Annotated in this window: 15 protein-coding genes; 13 read left to right on the top strand and 2 right to left on the bottom strand. The window is 70.6% G+C overall.

Going from position 1 to position 16,755, the window contains the following annotated elements; genetic code table 11:
• From MEICH_RS24690 to MEICH_RS0110960, 6 genes are all read left to right on the top strand, one after another.
• On the top strand, positions 1–1,955 hold a 1,955-nt coding region (locus MEICH_RS24690; RefSeq protein ID WP_036218504.1), incomplete at its 5' end, for an AfsR/SARP family transcriptional regulator.
• Positions 1,956–2,127: 172 nt separating this feature from the next.
• Entirely contained in the window at positions 2,128–2,505 is a 378-nt protein-coding gene (locus tag MEICH_RS0110980) for a hypothetical protein (RefSeq protein WP_157202738.1), read from the top strand.
• A gap of 331 nt (positions 2,506–2,836) precedes the next feature.
• Positions 2,837–4,462, top strand: coding sequence for an Ig-like domain-containing domain (locus tag MEICH_RS0110975; RefSeq protein WP_027892652.1), 1,626 nt, complete (start codon positions 2,837–2,839; stop codon positions 4,460–4,462).
• A 25-nt stretch (positions 4,463–4,487) separates the two neighbouring features.
• Positions 4,488–6,935, top strand: a complete 2,448-nt coding sequence (locus tag MEICH_RS24685; RefSeq protein ID WP_051304108.1) for a S8 family peptidase — start codon at positions 4,488–4,490, stop codon at positions 6,933–6,935.
• Positions 6,936–7,007: 72 nt separating this feature from the next.
• Positions 7,008–9,074 (top strand): hypothetical protein, encoded by a 2,067-nt coding sequence (locus tag MEICH_RS0110965; RefSeq protein ID WP_027892651.1) that lies wholly within the window; start codon positions 7,008–7,010, stop codon positions 9,072–9,074.
• Between the two features lie 61 nt (positions 9,075–9,135).
• The gene (locus MEICH_RS0110960; protein WP_157202737.1) at positions 9,136–10,344 is read left to right on the top strand and encodes a beta propeller repeat protein; all 1,209 of its coding nucleotides are present in this window, start codon (positions 9,136–9,138) and stop codon (positions 10,342–10,344) included.
• Positions 10,345–10,546: 202 nt separating this feature from the next.
• On the opposite strand, the gene MEICH_RS0110955 is transcribed toward MEICH_RS0110960, so the two are convergent.
• Both MEICH_RS0110955 and MEICH_RS0110950 read right to left on the bottom strand, forming a co-directional pair.
• Positions 10,547–10,849 (bottom strand): winged helix-turn-helix transcriptional regulator, encoded by a 303-nt coding sequence (locus MEICH_RS0110955; RefSeq protein WP_027892649.1) that lies wholly within the window; start codon positions 10,847–10,849, stop codon positions 10,547–10,549.
• A 94-nt stretch (positions 10,850–10,943) separates the two neighbouring features.
• A complete protein-coding gene (locus MEICH_RS0110950) occupies positions 10,944–11,285 on the bottom strand; it encodes a winged helix-turn-helix transcriptional regulator (RefSeq protein ID WP_027892648.1) in 342 nt (113 codons plus the stop codon).
• Positions 11,286–11,409: 124 nt separating this feature from the next.
• Between MEICH_RS0110950 and MEICH_RS0110945 the strand changes: the two genes are divergently transcribed.
• The 7 genes from MEICH_RS0110945 to MEICH_RS24670 all read left to right on the top strand — a co-directional run.
• On the top strand, positions 11,410–11,952 hold the full coding sequence (locus MEICH_RS0110945) for a YceI family protein (protein ID WP_027892647.1): 543 nt from the start codon (positions 11,410–11,412) through the stop codon (positions 11,950–11,952).
• A 148-nt stretch (positions 11,953–12,100) separates the two neighbouring features.
• A complete protein-coding gene (locus MEICH_RS0110940; protein ID WP_157202736.1) occupies positions 12,101–13,297 on the top strand; it encodes a beta-galactosidase in 1,197 nt (398 codons plus the stop codon).
• 296 nt (positions 13,298–13,593) lie between these two features.
• Complete coding sequence (locus tag MEICH_RS24680) at positions 13,594–14,043, top strand: (4Fe-4S)-binding protein (RefSeq protein WP_036218503.1); 450 nt, start codon at positions 13,594–13,596, stop codon at positions 14,041–14,043.
• Positions 14,036–14,323, top strand: coding sequence for a glutaredoxin family protein (locus MEICH_RS24675; RefSeq protein ID WP_036218502.1), 288 nt, complete (start codon positions 14,036–14,038; stop codon positions 14,321–14,323). Before MEICH_RS24680 ends, MEICH_RS24675 begins: the two co-directional genes overlap by 8 nt.
• A 71-nt stretch (positions 14,324–14,394) precedes the next feature.
• Positions 14,395–15,342: a ring-cleaving dioxygenase gene (locus MEICH_RS0110925; protein WP_027892645.1), complete on the top strand. Its 948-nt coding sequence runs from the start codon at positions 14,395–14,397 to the stop codon at positions 15,340–15,342.
• The gene (locus MEICH_RS0110920; protein ID WP_027892644.1) at positions 15,339–16,292 is read left to right on the top strand and encodes a ring-cleaving dioxygenase; all 954 of its coding nucleotides are present in this window, start codon (positions 15,339–15,341) and stop codon (positions 16,290–16,292) included. Before MEICH_RS0110925 ends, MEICH_RS0110920 begins: the two co-directional genes overlap by 4 nt.
• Positions 16,289–16,755, top strand: a 467-nt coding sequence (locus MEICH_RS24670) for an alpha/beta hydrolase (RefSeq protein WP_036218501.1), incomplete at its 3' end; no start/stop codon positions are given. The genes MEICH_RS0110920 and MEICH_RS24670, both read left to right, overlap by 4 nt.

The raw sequence follows: 16,755 nt of genomic DNA, 5'->3' as shown, positions 1-16,755 counted from the left end.
GCGCCCAGGCCGAGCGGGCTTTCCGGGCGGCCCTGGCCCTCCGTGCCACCGACCCCTCGAGGGCGGTCCAGCTCGCCGAGATCGCGGCGTCGGCCGTGCCCCCCGACCCCGAGGCCGTCCTGCTGCTGGCCGAACTCCTGGCGGGGCAGGGCCACACCCGGGAGGCCGAGGCCTGCCTGCAGCGGCTGCCCCGCTCGGAGGACACCGCCCTGCGCTGGTGGGAAACCCAGATCTACGTCGCCGACCAGAGCGGGCAATGGCAGCGCGCCGCCGGGCTGTGGGAGCAGGAGCCGGGCTACCAGGCCCGGGCCCGGCCCCGCACCCGCCTCGCCGTAGGGGCCGGCTACGCCTTCTTGAACCGCCTTGACGAGGCCGAACGCATCCTGCAGGGCTTGCCCGGCCTGGAGGCGCTCCCCCCGGCGCTCCAGATCGCCGCGCTCAACCTCCAGGGCCAGATCCAGACCTACCGCGGGCAGCACGCCCAGGCCCTGCAGACCGAAGAGCGCCTCCTCGAGCTCGCCCGCTCGGCCGGCGCGACGCAGGCCACCCTGGCGAACCTGATCAACCACGCCAGCACCGCCAGCGCCCTGGGGCTGCGCGAGCGGGCCAAGGCCTGCCTCCAGGAGGCCAAGGCCCTGGCCTTGCAGTCCGGGGATACCCTGCGCTACGCGGTCGTCCAGCTCCGCCTGGCCGACGTGCTGGCCGACGAGGGCGAGTTCGAGCAGGCCGAGGCGCTGATGCTCGAGGCGCAGGAGCTGCTGCGCCACCGCCTCCACCTGCAGTGGCAGGCCGAGAGCCACCTCAAGCTGGCCCGCCTCTACCTCACCTGGCAGCCGCCCCACGGGCCCATCCTGGCCCTCAAAAACGCCCAGGCCGCCCTCGAGCTGTCTCGAGCCAGCCGCGACGTCAAGTTCCTGGCCGCGAGCCTGGCCTACCTCAGCCGCGCCCAGGTGCAGTCGGGGTACGCCCAGGCCGCGCTGGAGACGGCCCAGGAGTGCCTGCGGCTGTGCGAATCCGAGGGGATCAAGCAGGCCGAGGCCTGGTTCGCCTACGGCCTGGCCCTGGAGGCCGTCGGGCGCACCGGCGAGGCCTTGCAGGCCCTCCGGGAGGCCCACGCGCGGCAGCGCGAGCGCAAGCTGGCCGAGCGCTTCGCCCTGGAGGCCGACCGCATCGGCGGCGACCTCGAGGCCGCGCGCCAGCGCCACGAGTGGTTCGCCGCCCAGGGCCTCACGGGGCTGGCGCGGCTGGCCCAGCGCTACTTCCCGTCGCTGGCGGACGCGCCCCACCCGCCCCCCAGCCCCCGGAGCCTGCTGACCATCCGGGTGCTGGGCGGGGTAGGGCTGGAGCGGGAGGGCGAGCCCCTCCCCCTGCGCGCCAGGAAGCGCCTGGAGATCCTGTGCTACTTGCTCGAGGCCCGCATCGCCGGGAGGGCCGAGGTGAGCGGGCTCGAGCTCGCCGAGGTGTTCTACCCCGCCGCCGAGGAGGACAGGGCCAGGGCCACGCTCAAGCAACAGGTCCACCTCATCCGCATGACCCTGGGCCCCGACGCCGTCCGGAGCACCCCGGGCGGCTATGCCCTGGGGGCGGTTCGCTCCGACGCCGAGGAGTTCCTGCGGGGCGGGGACACCCGGCTGTGGCGCGGGCCCTACCTCGAGCGCCTGGCGGAAGGCTGGCACGGCGGCGTGCGCGAGGCGCTGACCCAGGCCCTGGGCTCCAGGGTCGAGGCCCTGCTGGAGGGCGATCCCCAGGAGGCCTCCCGCCTGGCCCAGATCCTGCTCGAGATGGAACCCTACGACACCGGGTTCCTACAGCTAAGCCTGCGGGCCGTCCAGCGGGCCGGAAGCCCCAAGGCCGCCACCCGGCTGTACAAGGAGGCCCAGGAGCGCTTCCTGGAAGTGGGCGAGGTCCTGCCGGGGCTCGAGGCCCTCCTCCAGGCGGCCCCTCCCCCGGCCTGAGCCATTCGAGCACAAAAAGCACGCGGGCGTTCGGCGCCCGGCGGTGGGCTACCGGCCCTCGGCCGCCGGCGTATTTTTGACCGCCTTTTGACCAAGCCTCCCCCACACTGGGCCTCATACGGCAAGGAAGGAGCTGGGGTCGGGATGGGTGCGCCACGACAAGGAGAAAGCCATGGACAAGCCGCTTTTCGCGGGCGAGGCCGGCCCGGAGTTTCCGGCAGGCTGGCCGGGCACTTACGCGGGGCAGGCCGGCGGGGTGGGCTGCGTGCTCGATCTGCGCCTCGACCGGGAGGGGAACCTGGGCGGGCAGTTGTGCAGCGGGGAGGAACGCCTCGAGGTGAGCGGGGTCACCGGCAGGGGGAGCGCCATCCAGGGCCGGCTGTACGAGCCCGGGGAGAGGGCGGCCGTCGCGGTCTTCCGGGCCTCGCTCGAGGGGCCCCACCTGCTGCTGGAGATGGAGGTGCCCGACCCCGACGAGCGCGACTTCTCGGGGGCCGAGCGGATCTGGCTGGTCCGGCTCCCGGCCGGCGGGGTCCGGGGGGACAACTAAGTTTCTCCAGGGTGACTTTTGGCAAAAGTCACCCCGACCGGCCCTCGCGGACATGCCGCCGCGAGGGGGTGGCGTACGCCATAGCCGCCGTGCGGCTAACCTGGCGCGGCGGCATGCTCGGGAGCGACAGGGAGAATGAGGGCTCCGGCGGGAGTTTGTCACCCTGCCCCCTGACAAACTCCCGCCGGAGCTACTTAGAGCGGTTCGCGGGGTGCCCGGCCGGTTTTGCCGCCGGGAGAAGCGGCAAAGTTACAGCAGACCGCGACAGGGAGGAGAATCGTATGAAACTCATTCGCTTCGCATTCGTGCCGGCCTGGCTAGGGGGTGAAGGATGAAGCCGCGGGTCCTTCTCGCCGGGTTACTGGCCCTGGCCGCCTGCCAGAGCCCCGACACCACCCCGCCCACCATCGCCTCGAGCCTTCCCGCCGACGGCGCCACCGACGTGGCCCTCACCGCCAAGCTGGTCCTCACCTTCTCCGAGCCCGTCAAGCCCGAGACGCTCGGCGTAAGCCCCACCCCGGCCGTAGCCCTGGGCCTGGCGGCCTGGAACGACTCGAGGACCGCGGTGTTCAGCCCGCCCGGGGGCTGGCAGGCCGGGACCGCCTACAGCTTCGCCGTCGGGGTCAAGGACCTGGCGGGCAACCCCCTCGGCGGGGACACGACCCTCGCCTTCCAGACCGTGCCGCCCCCGGACACCACCCCCCCGGCCACCCCCGGCGGGGTCAAGGCCACGCCAGGGGACGGCGAGTTCTTCGTCGAGTGGAACCCGTCCCCCGAGCCCGACCTGGCGGGCTACACCGTCTACGTCGGGACCGCCGCCGACGCGCTGCTGCCCACCCTCTTCGTCGAGAAGCCCGCGGTGCTGGCCAAGGTCGCGGGGCTCGACAACGGCAAGCCCTACTTCTACGCCGTGGACGCGCAGGACGCCAGCGGCAACCGCTCGGCCCCCTCCGCCGTGGCCTCGGTGACGCCCAAGGACATGGTCGCCCCCGCGCTGGTCTCCTCGGAGCCCGCCGACGGGGCGCAGGACCTGGGCCTGGTGCCCGCCCTGCGCTTCACCTTCTCCGAGCCGATGGACCCGGGCTCGGTCGAGATCGGGATGTGCGTGAGCACCGATCCCCCGGCCAGCGCGGCCTGCACGGCGCCCACGCCGGTGAACTTCGGCACCCCGGCCTGGGGCCAGGGCGACACCCAGGTGCAGTTCACCCCCTCCGACCAGCTCCAAAGCGGCAAGACCCACGTGCTGCTGATCTCGGCGAAGGACAAGGGCGGCAACCCCCTCGCCGGCCCCGGCCGGGTGGCCTTCTCGCTGCGGGCCACCCCGGACACCACCCCGCCCACGGTGGCCTCGCGCTCCACGGACGCCAACCCCCAGACCCACCGCGGCTTCGTCCAGCTCGACTTCAGCGAGGCCATGGACCAGCAGTCGGTGCAGGCGGCCTTCCTCAGCCAGCCCGCCCTCGGCTGCGCCTGGGTCTGGACCGCCAACAGCGCACGCTGCAACGCGGCCCTCCAGCAGCTCACCACCTACACCATCACCCTCAGCACCGGGGCCAAGGACACCGCGGGCAACGCCCTGGCCGCCGCCTACCAGTTCAGCTTCACCACCCCCAACTTCAACCCGCGCCTGCTCAGCGTCAGCCCGCGCGACGGCGCGTTCAACGTCTCGCTCAGCTCCCCCATCACCTTCACCTTCTCCGAGGCGATGAACGCCGCCAGCGTGGAGGGGGCGCTCGAGGTCAGGATCGGCTCGACCATCGTCGGGGGGAGCCTGGAGTGGAACGCCGAGGGCACGGTGGTCAGGTTCAGGCCCAACGTCGCCTACGGCTACGGCAAGACCGTGATCTGGAAAATCACCACCGCCGCGCGGGAGCTTTCGGCGGGCCGCACCATCGGGCTGCCGCTGCCCGCCGAGGTCAGCGGCTCCTTCACCACCCAACTCATCATCGGGCGCTGAGGCCCGGCAGGACAGGAGGAAGTCCATGCACAAGCATTCCCTCGTCGTATTCGTCGCCATCGCCCTGGCGGCGTGCCAGGGGCCGCAGCCCCAGCAGCTCCCGCCGCCCACCGTCAGCGAGGACCCCACCCTGCAGCCCCCACTCCCCACGCTCCCCCCGCTCGACGGCAGCACCCCGCGCCCGCTGGCCGCCGTCCGCGACGCCAAGGGCAACCAGGCCGAGTTCGTGGAGAACGAGCTGGTGGTCGCCACCGACGACCCCGCCGCCCTCGACGCCTTCCTGGCCCGCTGGCAGGGGACGGTGCTCAAGGCCTTCGACCCCACGGCCGCGGGGTTGAGCGGGGTCGGCAAGCAGTATTTGGTGCGGGTGCGCGCCGACGCCGCCGACACCGCCAAGCTCTCGGCCAACCTGCGGGCGCTGGACAAGGACAGCCGGGGCGCGCTGGCGGTCTCGAGCGCCGCCGCCCACAAGCTGCTGGCCGCCGCCGCGCAGGAGCAGGTGGGCGGGCTGAGCGTCGGGGTGAATTGGGTGAGCCAGGGGGGCCTCTTCACCGACCGGGCCACCGTGGAGGCCCCCGCCGGGGACAGCATCGGCGGCACCGCCTACACCGTCAACGCCTTCAACTGGCCGCACCTGCGGGGCGGCGGCACCCAGGACATCGGGGTGACCGAGGCCTGGCGGGCGCTGGAGATGGCCGGGAAGCTGTCGAACAAGGTGAAGATCGGCGTCCTGGACATGGGCTTCCAGCCCGACGAGGACTTCCCGGCCGGGTGGCTGGCCATCTCCAACGTGCCCCTGGTCAACCCCATCGGGAGCGAGAACCTGCTCTCCTGCTCGGGCGGGTCCGACTGCCCCTGGCACGGCACGGCGGTGGCCCATGCCGCCGCCGGGGTGCCCGACAACAGCTACGGCGCGGCCGGCTCCGCCGGGCCCGTGGCCGACTTGGTGCTCGTCTACACCTCCTACGACTACTTCACCGTCATCGGGGCGCTCGCCGAGGCCCGCATCGCCGGGGCCAAGGTCATCAACATGAGCTTCAGCGCACCGGTCCCGGCCGCGCTGGCCTGGACGGCGCTGCCCCTCGAGGCCGCCACCCGGGCCGTGCGCTCGAGCGGGGCGCTGCTGTTCGCCTCAGCGGGCAACGAGGGCAAGAACGTCGAGGCCGAGGACTGCTTCGTGGTGTGCTGGGAGGAGACCTGGCACGTGCCCTGCGAGAGCGGCGGGGTCATCTGCGTGGGCGGGCTGGCCTGGGACTCCAAGAACCGGGCCTCGGGCTCGAACTACAGCTCCTCCGACGGCGGCGACGACGACGGGGACGTGGAGATCTTCGCCCCCTACACCCTTTGGGTGGGCCCCGACCCCGACAACCCCGCCAACCGGGCACGCCGGATCAACGGCACCAGCTTCTCCTCCCCCTTCGCCGCCGGGGTGGCCGCGCTGATCTGGGCCGCCAAGCCCTCGCTGAGCGCCTCGGAGGTCGAGGACATCCTCATGAGCACCGCCCACGCCAGCCCCGACCCCAAGGTGGGGAAGTACGTCAACGCCCTGGCCGCGGTGCAGAAGGTCCTGGGGAACATCCCGCCCAGCATCCAGATCATCTCGCCCGGCAGCGGCACGGTGCAGATCGGCCTGGGAAGCCGCCTCGAGGCCGCCGTCAGCGACTTCGAAGACCCCTTCCCCTGCTGCACCGTCACCTGGACCTCGAGCGTGGAGGGCAACCTGGGCAGCGGCTACAGCGTCGACTACCTCCCCACCAGCCTGGGCAGCCGCACCATCACCGTCACCGCCACCGACAGCGCCGGCGCGACCGCCAGCGTCAGCCGCGCCGTCACCGTGGTGAACACCCCGCCCACGGTGGCCATCAACGCCCCTTTCAGCGGCCAGCAGTTCTTCCGGGGCGTGAGCTACACCCTGCGCGGCGTCAGCTACGACCCCAACGAGGCCGGCTTCCAGCTCCCCTGCTCCAGCCTGAGCTGGGCCAGCAGCGCCGGCGGGGACGGCCTCCCCAAGACCGGCTGCAACGTCACGGTGAGCTTCGGCTCCAACGGCCCGCGCACGCTGACCCTCACCGGCACCGACTCCCACGGCGGGAGCTCCAGCGCGTCGGTGAACGTCGTCGTGATCGACCCGCCTGCCAACCTGCCCCCCGTGGTCAACATCACCAGCCCGCAGGACGGCGTCAGCGTCGGGCCGGACACCACGCTCAAGCTCGCCGGGAACGCCACCGACCCCGAGGGCGGGGCGGTCACGCTGGCGTGGGACGTGACCACCGGCTACGACCCCTCCACCGGGACCGGCGCCCAGACCTTCGCGGTGACGTCGGCGGCCAACGGCGACTGGAAGCCCTCGGATTCCATCCCCTACGGCGGCTGTGAGGTCAGCGACACGCTTCGCCTGCGGTTGAAGGCGAAGGACCCGCAGAACAACGAGGGGTTCGACTTCGTCGTGATCAAGGTCAGCCGCATCTGCTAGGGCCGGGGCGGGGTTTCCCGTCCCAAGAGCGGTCTGCGGAATGGCCGGTAGACCCGCAAAAGGGGGTTATCAGTGAAGATATACGCGTACCTGAGCCTGCTCCTGCTCCTCGCGGCCTGCGCCCGGCCGCCCGCGCCGCCCCAGGTGGTGGTGCGCCCGGAGACCCGGGTGCTCGACCCGGCCGCGCGCCAGGCCCTCGAGGAGGTCCAGCCCGACGGCACGCTGGTCTTCGCGGGCTCCGCCGCGGCGGCCTTCCAGGCCGGCAACGTGCTGGTCAGCGAGCCCGGGGCCAAGGCCCCCGAGGGGCTGCTGCGCAGGGTGACGGGCCTCGAGCAGTCCGGCGGCAAGACCCTGGTGCGCACCGCACAGGCCCAGATCGGCGACGCCCTGCAGAAGGGCAGGCTCAGCGTCGAGCAGGAGCTGACCGAGGCCGACCTGGGCTCCGTCAGCGTCCTGACCCCGGGGGTGCGGCTGCTGGGCAGGCCCTCGCCCCAGGCGGAGGGGGAGTTCCGGGTGGGGATCGACGTGAAGCTCGGCGAGGGCAACCTCGAGCCCCTCACCGTCAGCGGCGAGCTGCGCTTCAAGCCGGTCATCAAGGTGGACCTCGACCTCGACTGCGGCTTCCTGTGCGTCTACGACAACGACCTCGACTTCCTCGCCCAGGTCGGCCTCAAGCAGACCACCGCGCTCAAGATCGCGGGCAAGGCCGGGTTCAACCTCAAGAAGACCATCCCGCTGGCCGTCTTCAACTTCACGCCCAAGACCTTCTTCATCGGGCCGGTGCCGGTGGTCATCACCCCCAGGATCGTCCTCGAGCTGCGCACCGACGGGTCCGTCACGACCGTCATCAGCTACGAGGTCGGCGGGACCCTCACGGCGGTGGCCGGGGCCAAGTACGACGACGGCTGGAAGAACATCAGCGAGCTGAACTACGGCTTCCACGCCGGCCCCGTCAACGTGCCCTTCCCGCTCGCGGGCGTGGTGGAGGTCAAGGCGCTGGCCGCCCTGCGCGGCGAGCTCAAGCTCTACGGGGTGGTGGGGCCGACGCTGGAGATCGCCCCCTTCGTCCACATCGACCTCAAGTACCCCCGCGACCCCATCTGGAAGCTCAACGGCGGCATCCAGGGCAACGTGGGCGTGAGGGTCGACGTGCTGGGCTACTCCAAGCACTACCAGACCAACCTCTGGGACGACAGCGTCGAGATCGCCCGCTCGGACAACAGCGCCCCGCAGGTGAAGTTCCTCAGCGGCTCCACGGGGGACATCGGCCTGTGCTGCACCCTGCGGGTCGAGGTCAACGACCCCGAGGAGGGCGCGAACTGCTGCACGGTGAGCTTCAAGTCGAGCAACCCCGCCGACGGCGCCGAGGGCCAGCTCGGCAGCGCCACCGGCGTGCAGCCCGAGCTGGCCTACGCCTTCACCACCCTGGGCAAGCGCACCATCACGGCCACCGCCACCGACGGCAAGGGCAAGCCCGGGAGCGCGACGCTCGAGCTCGAGGTCGTGAACACCCCGCCTACCGTCGCCATCAGCGCCCCTTTCAACGGCCAGGAGTTCTTCCGGGGCGTGAATTACACCCTGCGCGGCGTGAGCTACGACCCCAACGAGGCGGGCTTCCAGCTCCCCTGCTCGGGGCTCTCCTGGACCAGCAGCGCCGCGGGCGACCCCTCGCCGCGCATCGGCTGCGACGTGACCCTGAGCTTCCCCGCCAACGGGCCCCGCACCCTCACCCTCACCGGCACCGACTCCCACGGCGGGAGCGGCAGTGCCTCCGTGAACATCAACGTGATTGATCCGCCCGCCAACCTGCCCCCCGTGGTCAACATCACCAAGCCTCTCAACGGCACCCGCATCGGGCCGGACACGGTGATCCAGCTCGCGGGCAACGCCACCGACCCCGAGGGCGGGGCGGTCACGCTGGCGTGGGACGTGACGACGGGCTACAACCCCCAGACGGGCCAGGGGGCCGCCACCTACCCCGTCACCCCGGCAGCCGACGGCGGATGGAAGCCCACCGACTCCATCCCCTACGGCTCCTGCGAGGTCAGCGACACGCTTCGCCTGCGGCTGAAGGCGAGGGACCCGCAGAACAACGAGGGCTCCGACTTCGTGGTCCTACAGGTCAGCCGCATCTGCTAGGGGCCCTAGCCGGGCCAGCCATCGCCTCGAGGCTCGAGGGAGCCAGGAGAAAGGAGAAGCAATGAACAAACTCGCGAGATCGGCATTCGGGGTGGGCGCCCTCACGGCGCTCCTGACGGCGGGCCTGGCCGGGGCGCAGCCGGCGTTCCGGGCCGTCAAGCTGCCTAACGAGAACGAGCGGGTCACGGGCATCTACTGCGCGGCGGCCAACGCCTGCGTGATCTCCACCGACATGCCGGGAGGGCCCGGCCACGTCTACGCCAGCGACGGGAAGCAGATCACCGCGACCCTCATCACCGGCGACTCCAAGTTCGCCGAGCCGCTGGGCACGCTGGGCGACCTGGGCTTTTTGGGCTTCACCAAGGTAGGCGACCGGCTGGTGGTGCACACCTCGAGCGCGGGCGGCGCCTTCATCAGCGCGACCGGGGACATCACCAAGCCCGCCTCCTGGAGCGCGGCCAAGATCGGCGTCCTCGACGGCGGGGGCACCTTCGGCCTCAACCAGCAAATGGGCATCGGCACCCGCGACGGGCGCTGGGTGCTGTTCACCCTTCGAACCCTCTACGACAGCACCGACGCGCCGGGCCCGGGGGCCTTGTGGTCGCCGCTGTGGTCCCCGGTCTCGCCCTCGGTGCCGCGTAACTTCGCGGAGTTGCAGCGGGCCGACAAGCGGCTGTGCGACTCCGACCCCGGCACCAGCATCCAGCCGCGCCTGACCCAGCCCGCCTACGTCGCGCCCGATCTCTCGCTCATCCTCTACCCCAACGGCGCGCGCAACCAGCGCGGCTCGGGCAACCCGGGCGTGTGCATCTCCACCGACGGGGGCAGGCGCTTCTACCGCGCCGAGTTCAAGGGCGTGGAGGGCGACCTGGGGCCGCTGGGCGTGACCTGCGCCGGCGCGACCCGCTGCCTGGCCTACGGGGGGCTGGACTATGCCCCGGCCTCGGCGTACATCTTCGTCTCCAACGACCCGCAGAAGGGGCCGGACTCGAGCTGGACCCGCGCCACCCTGCCCGCCCTGCGCGAGAACGCCCAGTTCCGCCACGTCTTCTTCGCCCCAGGCGGCACCAACGGCTGGGCGGTGGGCAAGACCGACAGTTCCTCGCCGCTGCTGCTCCAGACCAGCGACGGCGGCGCGACCTGGCGTGACGCGACCGCTTCCGTCCGGGCGCTCGCCCCCAGCTCCCGGCTCCACGCGGGCTTCGCCTTCGACGCCGAGCACGTCTGGATCGGCGGCGAGCGTGGGCTTCTGCTCACGAGCGGGAATTAGAGCGCTTCACGGAATGCCTGGCCGGCGCAGGCGGGCGGATCTGCCGCCCCAAAGCCGGCCTTGCCGCCGGGCCCAGCGGCCTGTCCGCGAGCCCCTGCTAGGGGCGAGAAGCGGCAAAACACCCGCACCATGGCGCGACTTAAAGCCGCCGGCAGCAAGGCGATAAGCCTCCCGCCTCTGCCGGCGTGCTATGCCCGGCGGTTCACCGGCTCTGCTCCTCCCACCGCGCCAGGGCCTCGAGCGCGGGCCTCAGGCTCTGACCGCGCTCGGTGAGGGCGTAGTCCACCCGGGGCGGCACCTCGTTGTACTCGGTGCGGCTGATCAGGCGGAGTTCCTCGAGCTCCTTGAGGCGCAGGGAGAGGGTGCGGGGGGGAAGGTCGGTGAGCTGTTGCAGAGCGCCAAAACGCAAGGGGCCGCTCTGCAGGCTGTGCAAGATGGCAAAAACCCCCTTGTGCCCCATCAGCTCGAGCAACTGCTCCAGCGGACGCTCGGCAGGTTTTAGCATGAAACCACGCTACACCCACCATCCCTCTTCGGTTGTACGAATGCCTACAAATCCCAAGAAGTTATAAGACTGGTAAATGCAGAACAATTTGAACTCAAGCGACGGGTTCCTTGAGGAAATGCTTGCCCCAGCGGTCAATGGCCTCGACCACCTCCTGCAGGGCCTGGCCGGACTCGGTCAGGGCGTAGCTGGTGCGGGGGGGCATGGTGGAGTGGACGGTCTTCTCGAGGATGCCCAGGCTCACGAGCTTGTCCACCCGCTGGGCCAGGGTCGCGGGGTTGCACCCGCCGACCGCCCGCGCGAGTTCGTTGAAACCTTTGGGCCCGTCGAGCAGGCTGCGGATGATGTGGAGGGTCCACTTCTCCTGCAGGATGTTGATCGCCTCGTAAACGGGGCAAAAGCTGTTATCGTCGTGGGGGGCATGAGGGTCGGCCATAGTTGAGCTCAGTATAGCACATCCTACTTTGTAACCCTAATCGCTTGACATTTTATAGCACTCTGCTTTAGCATCCGGTCCAGGCGACAAAGCAATACGCTCGCCGCATGAGGAGGAAGAAGCAATGCAGTGGAACCTGGACCCTAGCCACACCACCGTAGCCTTCGCGGTCAAACACATGGGCATCTTCACGGTGCGCGGCCAGTTCAAGAAGATCAGCGGCCTCGTAGAGGTCGACGAGCAGGGCCGGCCCGTCAAGATCGACGTGGCCATCGAGGCCTCCAGCATCGAAACCGGCGAGCCCCAGCGCGACGCCCACCTGCGCTCCCCCGACTTCCTCGACGCCGAGAAATACCCCCAGCTCCGCTTCACCAGCACTCAGATCGAATCGCTCGGCGGCAACCGCTACCGCGTCGAGGGGGAGCTCACCATCCGCGACGTGACCAAGCCCGTGACCCTCGAGGCCGAACTCACCCCCGTGGTCAAGGACCCCTGGGGCCTGACCCGCGTGGGGGCCAGCGCCGAGGGCAGGCTCAACCGCAAGGACTGGGGCCTCACCTGGAACCAGGTGCTCGAGCTCGGCGCCTTGCTGGTGGGCGAGGAAGTGAAGTTCAGCATCGAGGTCGAGGCCGTGGCCCCCGTTCCGGCTCAGGCTCAGGCGAGCTGAGCCTGGAATAACCGCAGCCACGCCAGAACCCCTCCCGGAGATCCCGGGAGGTTCTTTTTGCACCCGAAACATAGTCCCGGCTTCTGTGCCCTGCTCGAATGTTGCCCTCATCCGGCCCGGTAAGGTGAGTCCTAGGGAGTCTGGCCGCATGAACTGGACTACGCGCATTCAACTGGGGTTGGCGCTCACGGGCCTCTTGCTGCTGGGGCTGCTGCGGGAAAGCCAGGCGGCCAGCACCGGCCCCGGGTACCGCGATACGTTCTGGATGGGGGTTTTCGCGAGCACGGTGGTGCTGGACGGCCCCCAGGGCATGAGGCACCTGGTGCAGGCCCTGGGTGCGCGCAAGATGAACGCGGCCATCGTGCAGATGCAAGGCCAGGACAAGGACCTCTTCCGCGTCGCCGAGCGGGGCGGTTTCAAGCTGCTGTTCGCCCCCGCCTACGAGCTCGACCGCAACTGGTGGGGCGACGGCGGGCGCACCTTCCCCGACACCCCGGAGCAGGCCCGCAAGGCGGCCCGGGAGGTCGTGGGCCGGGTGCAGGGCGAGAGGAGCCTGCTGGGCTACGTGCTCTACGACGAGCCCGGCGCCGAGCTGAAAAGCCGGGTGTGCAAGATCACCGAGGCCTTCCGCGAAGCCGACCCCGCCCGCGCCGTGACCGGCGTGTTCATCGGCACCGACGAGGGGCGGCAGAGCCTGGTGCGCGAGTGCCGGCCCAACGTGGTGCTCATCGACGTCTACCCCTTCACCCAGGAGAGCAAGCCCGGCGACTTCACCATGCGCGGCTTCTTCAGCGACCTGGACTTCGTGGACTACGTCCGCACCTACAGCCGCTACCTCGAGGGCCGACCCCTGTGGGTGCTGCTGCAGACCCACGGCACCGACTGGGAGGGCTACAAGCTGCGCGAGCCCAGCCGCGCCGAACTGCGCGCGATGAACTGGATGGCCCTGGGCGAGGGCGCCGACGGCATCTTCTACTTCCACTGGTCGAGCTTCCAGACCTGGCGCGGCCTGGGCGACAACCCCGAACTCCTCGACGAAGCCGGCGACTTCTCCGAGCGCATCCAGCCCATCAAGGGGCTGCTGGCGGGGCTCGAGCGCGTGAGCGACGAGTTCTTCCCCCAATCCAAAGACCCCCGCCACTACGTGAGCACCCTGCGGCGCGGCAGCAGTGCGGAAGAATACGTGGTGGTGGTCAACCGCGACGTGCAGCGCAGCCAGGACATCGCGGTGACCTCGGCCAAGCCCGCGCGGCTGCGCGACCTGCTGAACGGGCGGGTTTTCGCGCTGGGTGAGGCGATCCGGGTAGGGCCGGGGGACGGGCGTATTTTCCGGGTAGTGCCGTAGGAGAGCGGATAGTCGATGGTCGATAGTCGATAGCTGATGGCTGAGAGCTGATGGCTGAGAGTCAAACGCCGGACGCGCGTCGTACGTCCTACGTCGTACGCCAGACGCAAAACGCCAAACGCAAGACGCGAGACGCCCTGGCCCTCGACCCTCGACCCTTGGCCCTCGACAAACTATCGGCCACAGGCCACTAGCCTCTCGCTGACCGCTGAAGGCTGACCGCTGACGGCTGACACCCCCTCGAGAGCGTTCGCCACATTCCAATGGCCCTGCCCGGAGGCGGCATAGACTCAGGCATGGATCAGCGCCAGTATCCCGCCGAGGGAATCGTGGTGTACTACGCCCCGCGCCTGTGCATCCACGCTCAGGAGTGCGTGCGGGGCCTGCCGGAGGTGTTCAGGCGCGGGGAGCGGCCCTGGGTTCAGCCGCAGCACGCCACGCCCGACCGGATCGCCGAGGTGATCGGGCGCTGCCCTAGCGGGGCGCTCCAGTACGTGCGGCTGGACGGCGGGCCCGGCGAGGCCGTGCCGCAGGGGATCAGCCTGCGCTTCGTCCCGAACGGGCCGGTGTATGTGCGGGGGGCCCTCGAGTTCAAAACCCCTGACGGCGAGGTGATTTTCCGCGGCACCCGCGCCGCGCTGTGCCGCTGCGGGGCCTCCAAGAACAAGCCCTTCTGCGACAACAGTCACCTCGAGACCGGCTTCGAGGCCGAGGGGGCAGCGCTCGAGGTGGGGCGCGATGGCTAGGGTGCTCGTCTACGGGACCGAGTGGTGCCCGCTGACGCTGGGGTTTCGCAAGTACCTCCAGCAGAGCGGCATCCCCTTCGAGCTGCACGACGTGGAGCGCGACCCCGAGGCCGAGCAGGCCGTGCGGGCCATGAACGGCGGCAAGCTCAAGTTCCCGATGGTGGCGGTGGGGGAACTCGAGGGCCACTGGAAACCCGGCGACGACGCCCGCACGCTGAAAAACCCGCGCCTGGCGGAGTTGCAGGAAGCCCTGCAGCGCTACGGCTTCACGGTAAGCTGACCGCTATGCTTGATTTTTTATAGCACTATGTTTAACATCATTGGTGAGGTTGCACTCGAGGAGGACGTGCAATGGAAAACGTCACCGGAATTCACCACATCACCGCGATGGCGGGCGACCCCCAGAAGAACCTGGACTTCTACGCCGAGGTGCTGGGACTGCGCCTGGTCAAGCTCACCGTCAACTTCGACGACCCCGGCACCTACCACTTCTACTACGGCGACGGGCTGGGCCGGCCCGGCACCATCCTGACCTTCTTCCCCTGGCCGCAGGCCGCGCCCGGACGGGCGGGCGTGCATCAGGTGGGGGTGGTCTCCCTGGCGATCCCCCAAAGCTCGCTGGGCTACTGGCTGCACCGCCTGATGGAGAAGGGCGTGGCGTACAGCGGCCCCTTCGAGCGGGAAGGCGCTCAGGTCGTGGCGTTCAAGGACCCCGACGGGCTGCAGCTCGAGCTCGTCGCCACCCCCCACGCGCCCGAGGCCACCGCCTGGGAGGCGATGCCGGTCCCCGCCGAGCACGCGGTCCGGGGCGTCTACACCGCGCAGATGTGGGTGCTCAGGGCCGGGCCGAGCGTGCGGACGCTCGAGGCCATGGGCTACCGCGTGAAGACGCAGCGTGAGAACGTCACCGTGATGGTGCCCGAGGGCGGGTTCGGCGCGGTGGAGGTGCGGGAGGCGGGAGGGTTCCTGGCCGCGCGGGACGGGGTGGGCACGGTTCATCACGTCGCCTTCCGCGTCCCCGACGACGCGGCCCAAATCGCGCTGCGCGAGAAGCTGCTGGGCCTGGGGCTGCGCGTGACCGAGGTGCGGGAGCGGCAGTACTTCCGCTCGGTCTACTTCCGCGAGCCCGGCGGCGCGCTCTTCGAGGTCGCCACCGACATCCCCGGCTTCACCGCCGACGAGCCCTTCGAGGCGCTGGGCAGCAGCCTCAAGCTGCCGCCGTGGCTCGAGGCCAGCCGTGCCCAGATCGAACTGGCCCTGCCCAAAATCGCCCACCCGGGCGCGGAGGTGCGGGCATGAGCGGGGTGAACGGCCTGCACCACGTCACCGCGATGGCCACCAAGGCCCAGCGCAACCTCGACTTCTACGCCGGGGTTCTGGGGATGCGGCTGGTGAAGAAGAGCGTCAACCAGGACGACCCCGGCACCTACCACCTCTTCTACGCCGACGCCGAGGGGCGGCCCGGCACCGACCTCACCTTCTTCCCCTGGGAGAACTTGGCCGCCCCGCGCAAGGGCACCGGCCTGGCCGTCGAGGTGCAGCTCGCCGTGCCGCAGGGCAGCCTGGAGTTCTGGGGCGAGCGCCTGCAGCGTTACGGGGTCAAGCTGGGCGAGGGAGAGGTGCGCTTCGGGGAGCGGGCCCTGCCTTTCCAGGACCCCGACGGCCTCGAGGTCGCCCTGGTGGAGAGCGCCCCCCGCCCCTTCACCCCCTGGGAGCACAGCACCGTCCCCGAGGACAAGCAGATCATGGGCCTGCACGGCGCGCGGCTGTGGGAGCGCGAGCTCTACCCCACCGCGCAGTTCCTGAGCCAGGCCTTGGGCTTCGTGAGCGCGGGCCAGGAGAAGGGCTGGAACCGCTTCGTCGTCAATGGCGGCGGCTCGGGCAACTTCCTCGACATCAAGGAGCTGCCCAACCTGCCGCAGGGCCGCTGGGGCCGGGGCAGCATCCACCACCTGGCCTGGCGGGTGGACGACACCGCCCACGAGATGGCCGTGCGCGCCCGCATCGAGGCCGCCGGGATGCAGGCCACGCCGCAGATCGACCGCTTCTGGTTCAAGTCGGTCTACTTCAACGAGCCGGGCGGGGCGCTGTTCGAGCTCGCCACCGACGGCCCCGGCTTCGCCGTGGACGAGGAGCCCGCCCGCCTGGGCGAGAAGCTGGTGCTGCCGCCGTGGCTCGAGCCCCAGCGCGCGCGCATCGAGGCCGTGCTGCCGGAGCTGCGCCTGCCCGAGGCCGAGGTGCGTCCATGACCGCCGAGCTGGGCTTCGTCCACCGCTTCGAGCCGGGGAGCTCACGGGCCACGCTGCTGGTGCTGCACGGCACCGGGGGCAACGAGCACGACCTGATCGGGCTGGCCCGCGAGCTCGCCCCCGCCGCCAAGCTGCTCTCGCCGCGCGGGAAGGTGCTCGAGAACGGCGCTCCCCGCTTCTTCCGGCGGCTGGCGATGGGCGTGTTCGACGAGGCCGACCTCAAGGCCCAGGCCGCCGACCTCGCCCGCTTCGTGCAGGACGCCGCCGAGCGCTACGGCTTCGACGCGGGCCGGGTGTACGCCCTGGGCTACTCCAACGGCGCCAACATCGCCGCCGCGCTGATGCTGCTGCACCCCGAGGCGCTGGCCGGGGGCGCGCTGCTGCGCCCGGTGCTCCCCCTCGAGCCCCCCGCCCTCCCGAACCTCCGGGGAAAGGCCGCCTTCCTCGCCGCGGGCCGCCGCGA

It is taken from the genome of Calidithermus chliarophilus DSM 9957, from assembly GCF_000430045.1.
GTDB lineage: Bacteria > Deinococcota > Deinococci > Deinococcales > Thermaceae > Calidithermus > Calidithermus chliarophilus.
The sequence above is the reverse complement of the archived record's forward strand: the minus strand, read 5'-3'. Positions and strand labels throughout refer to the sequence as shown.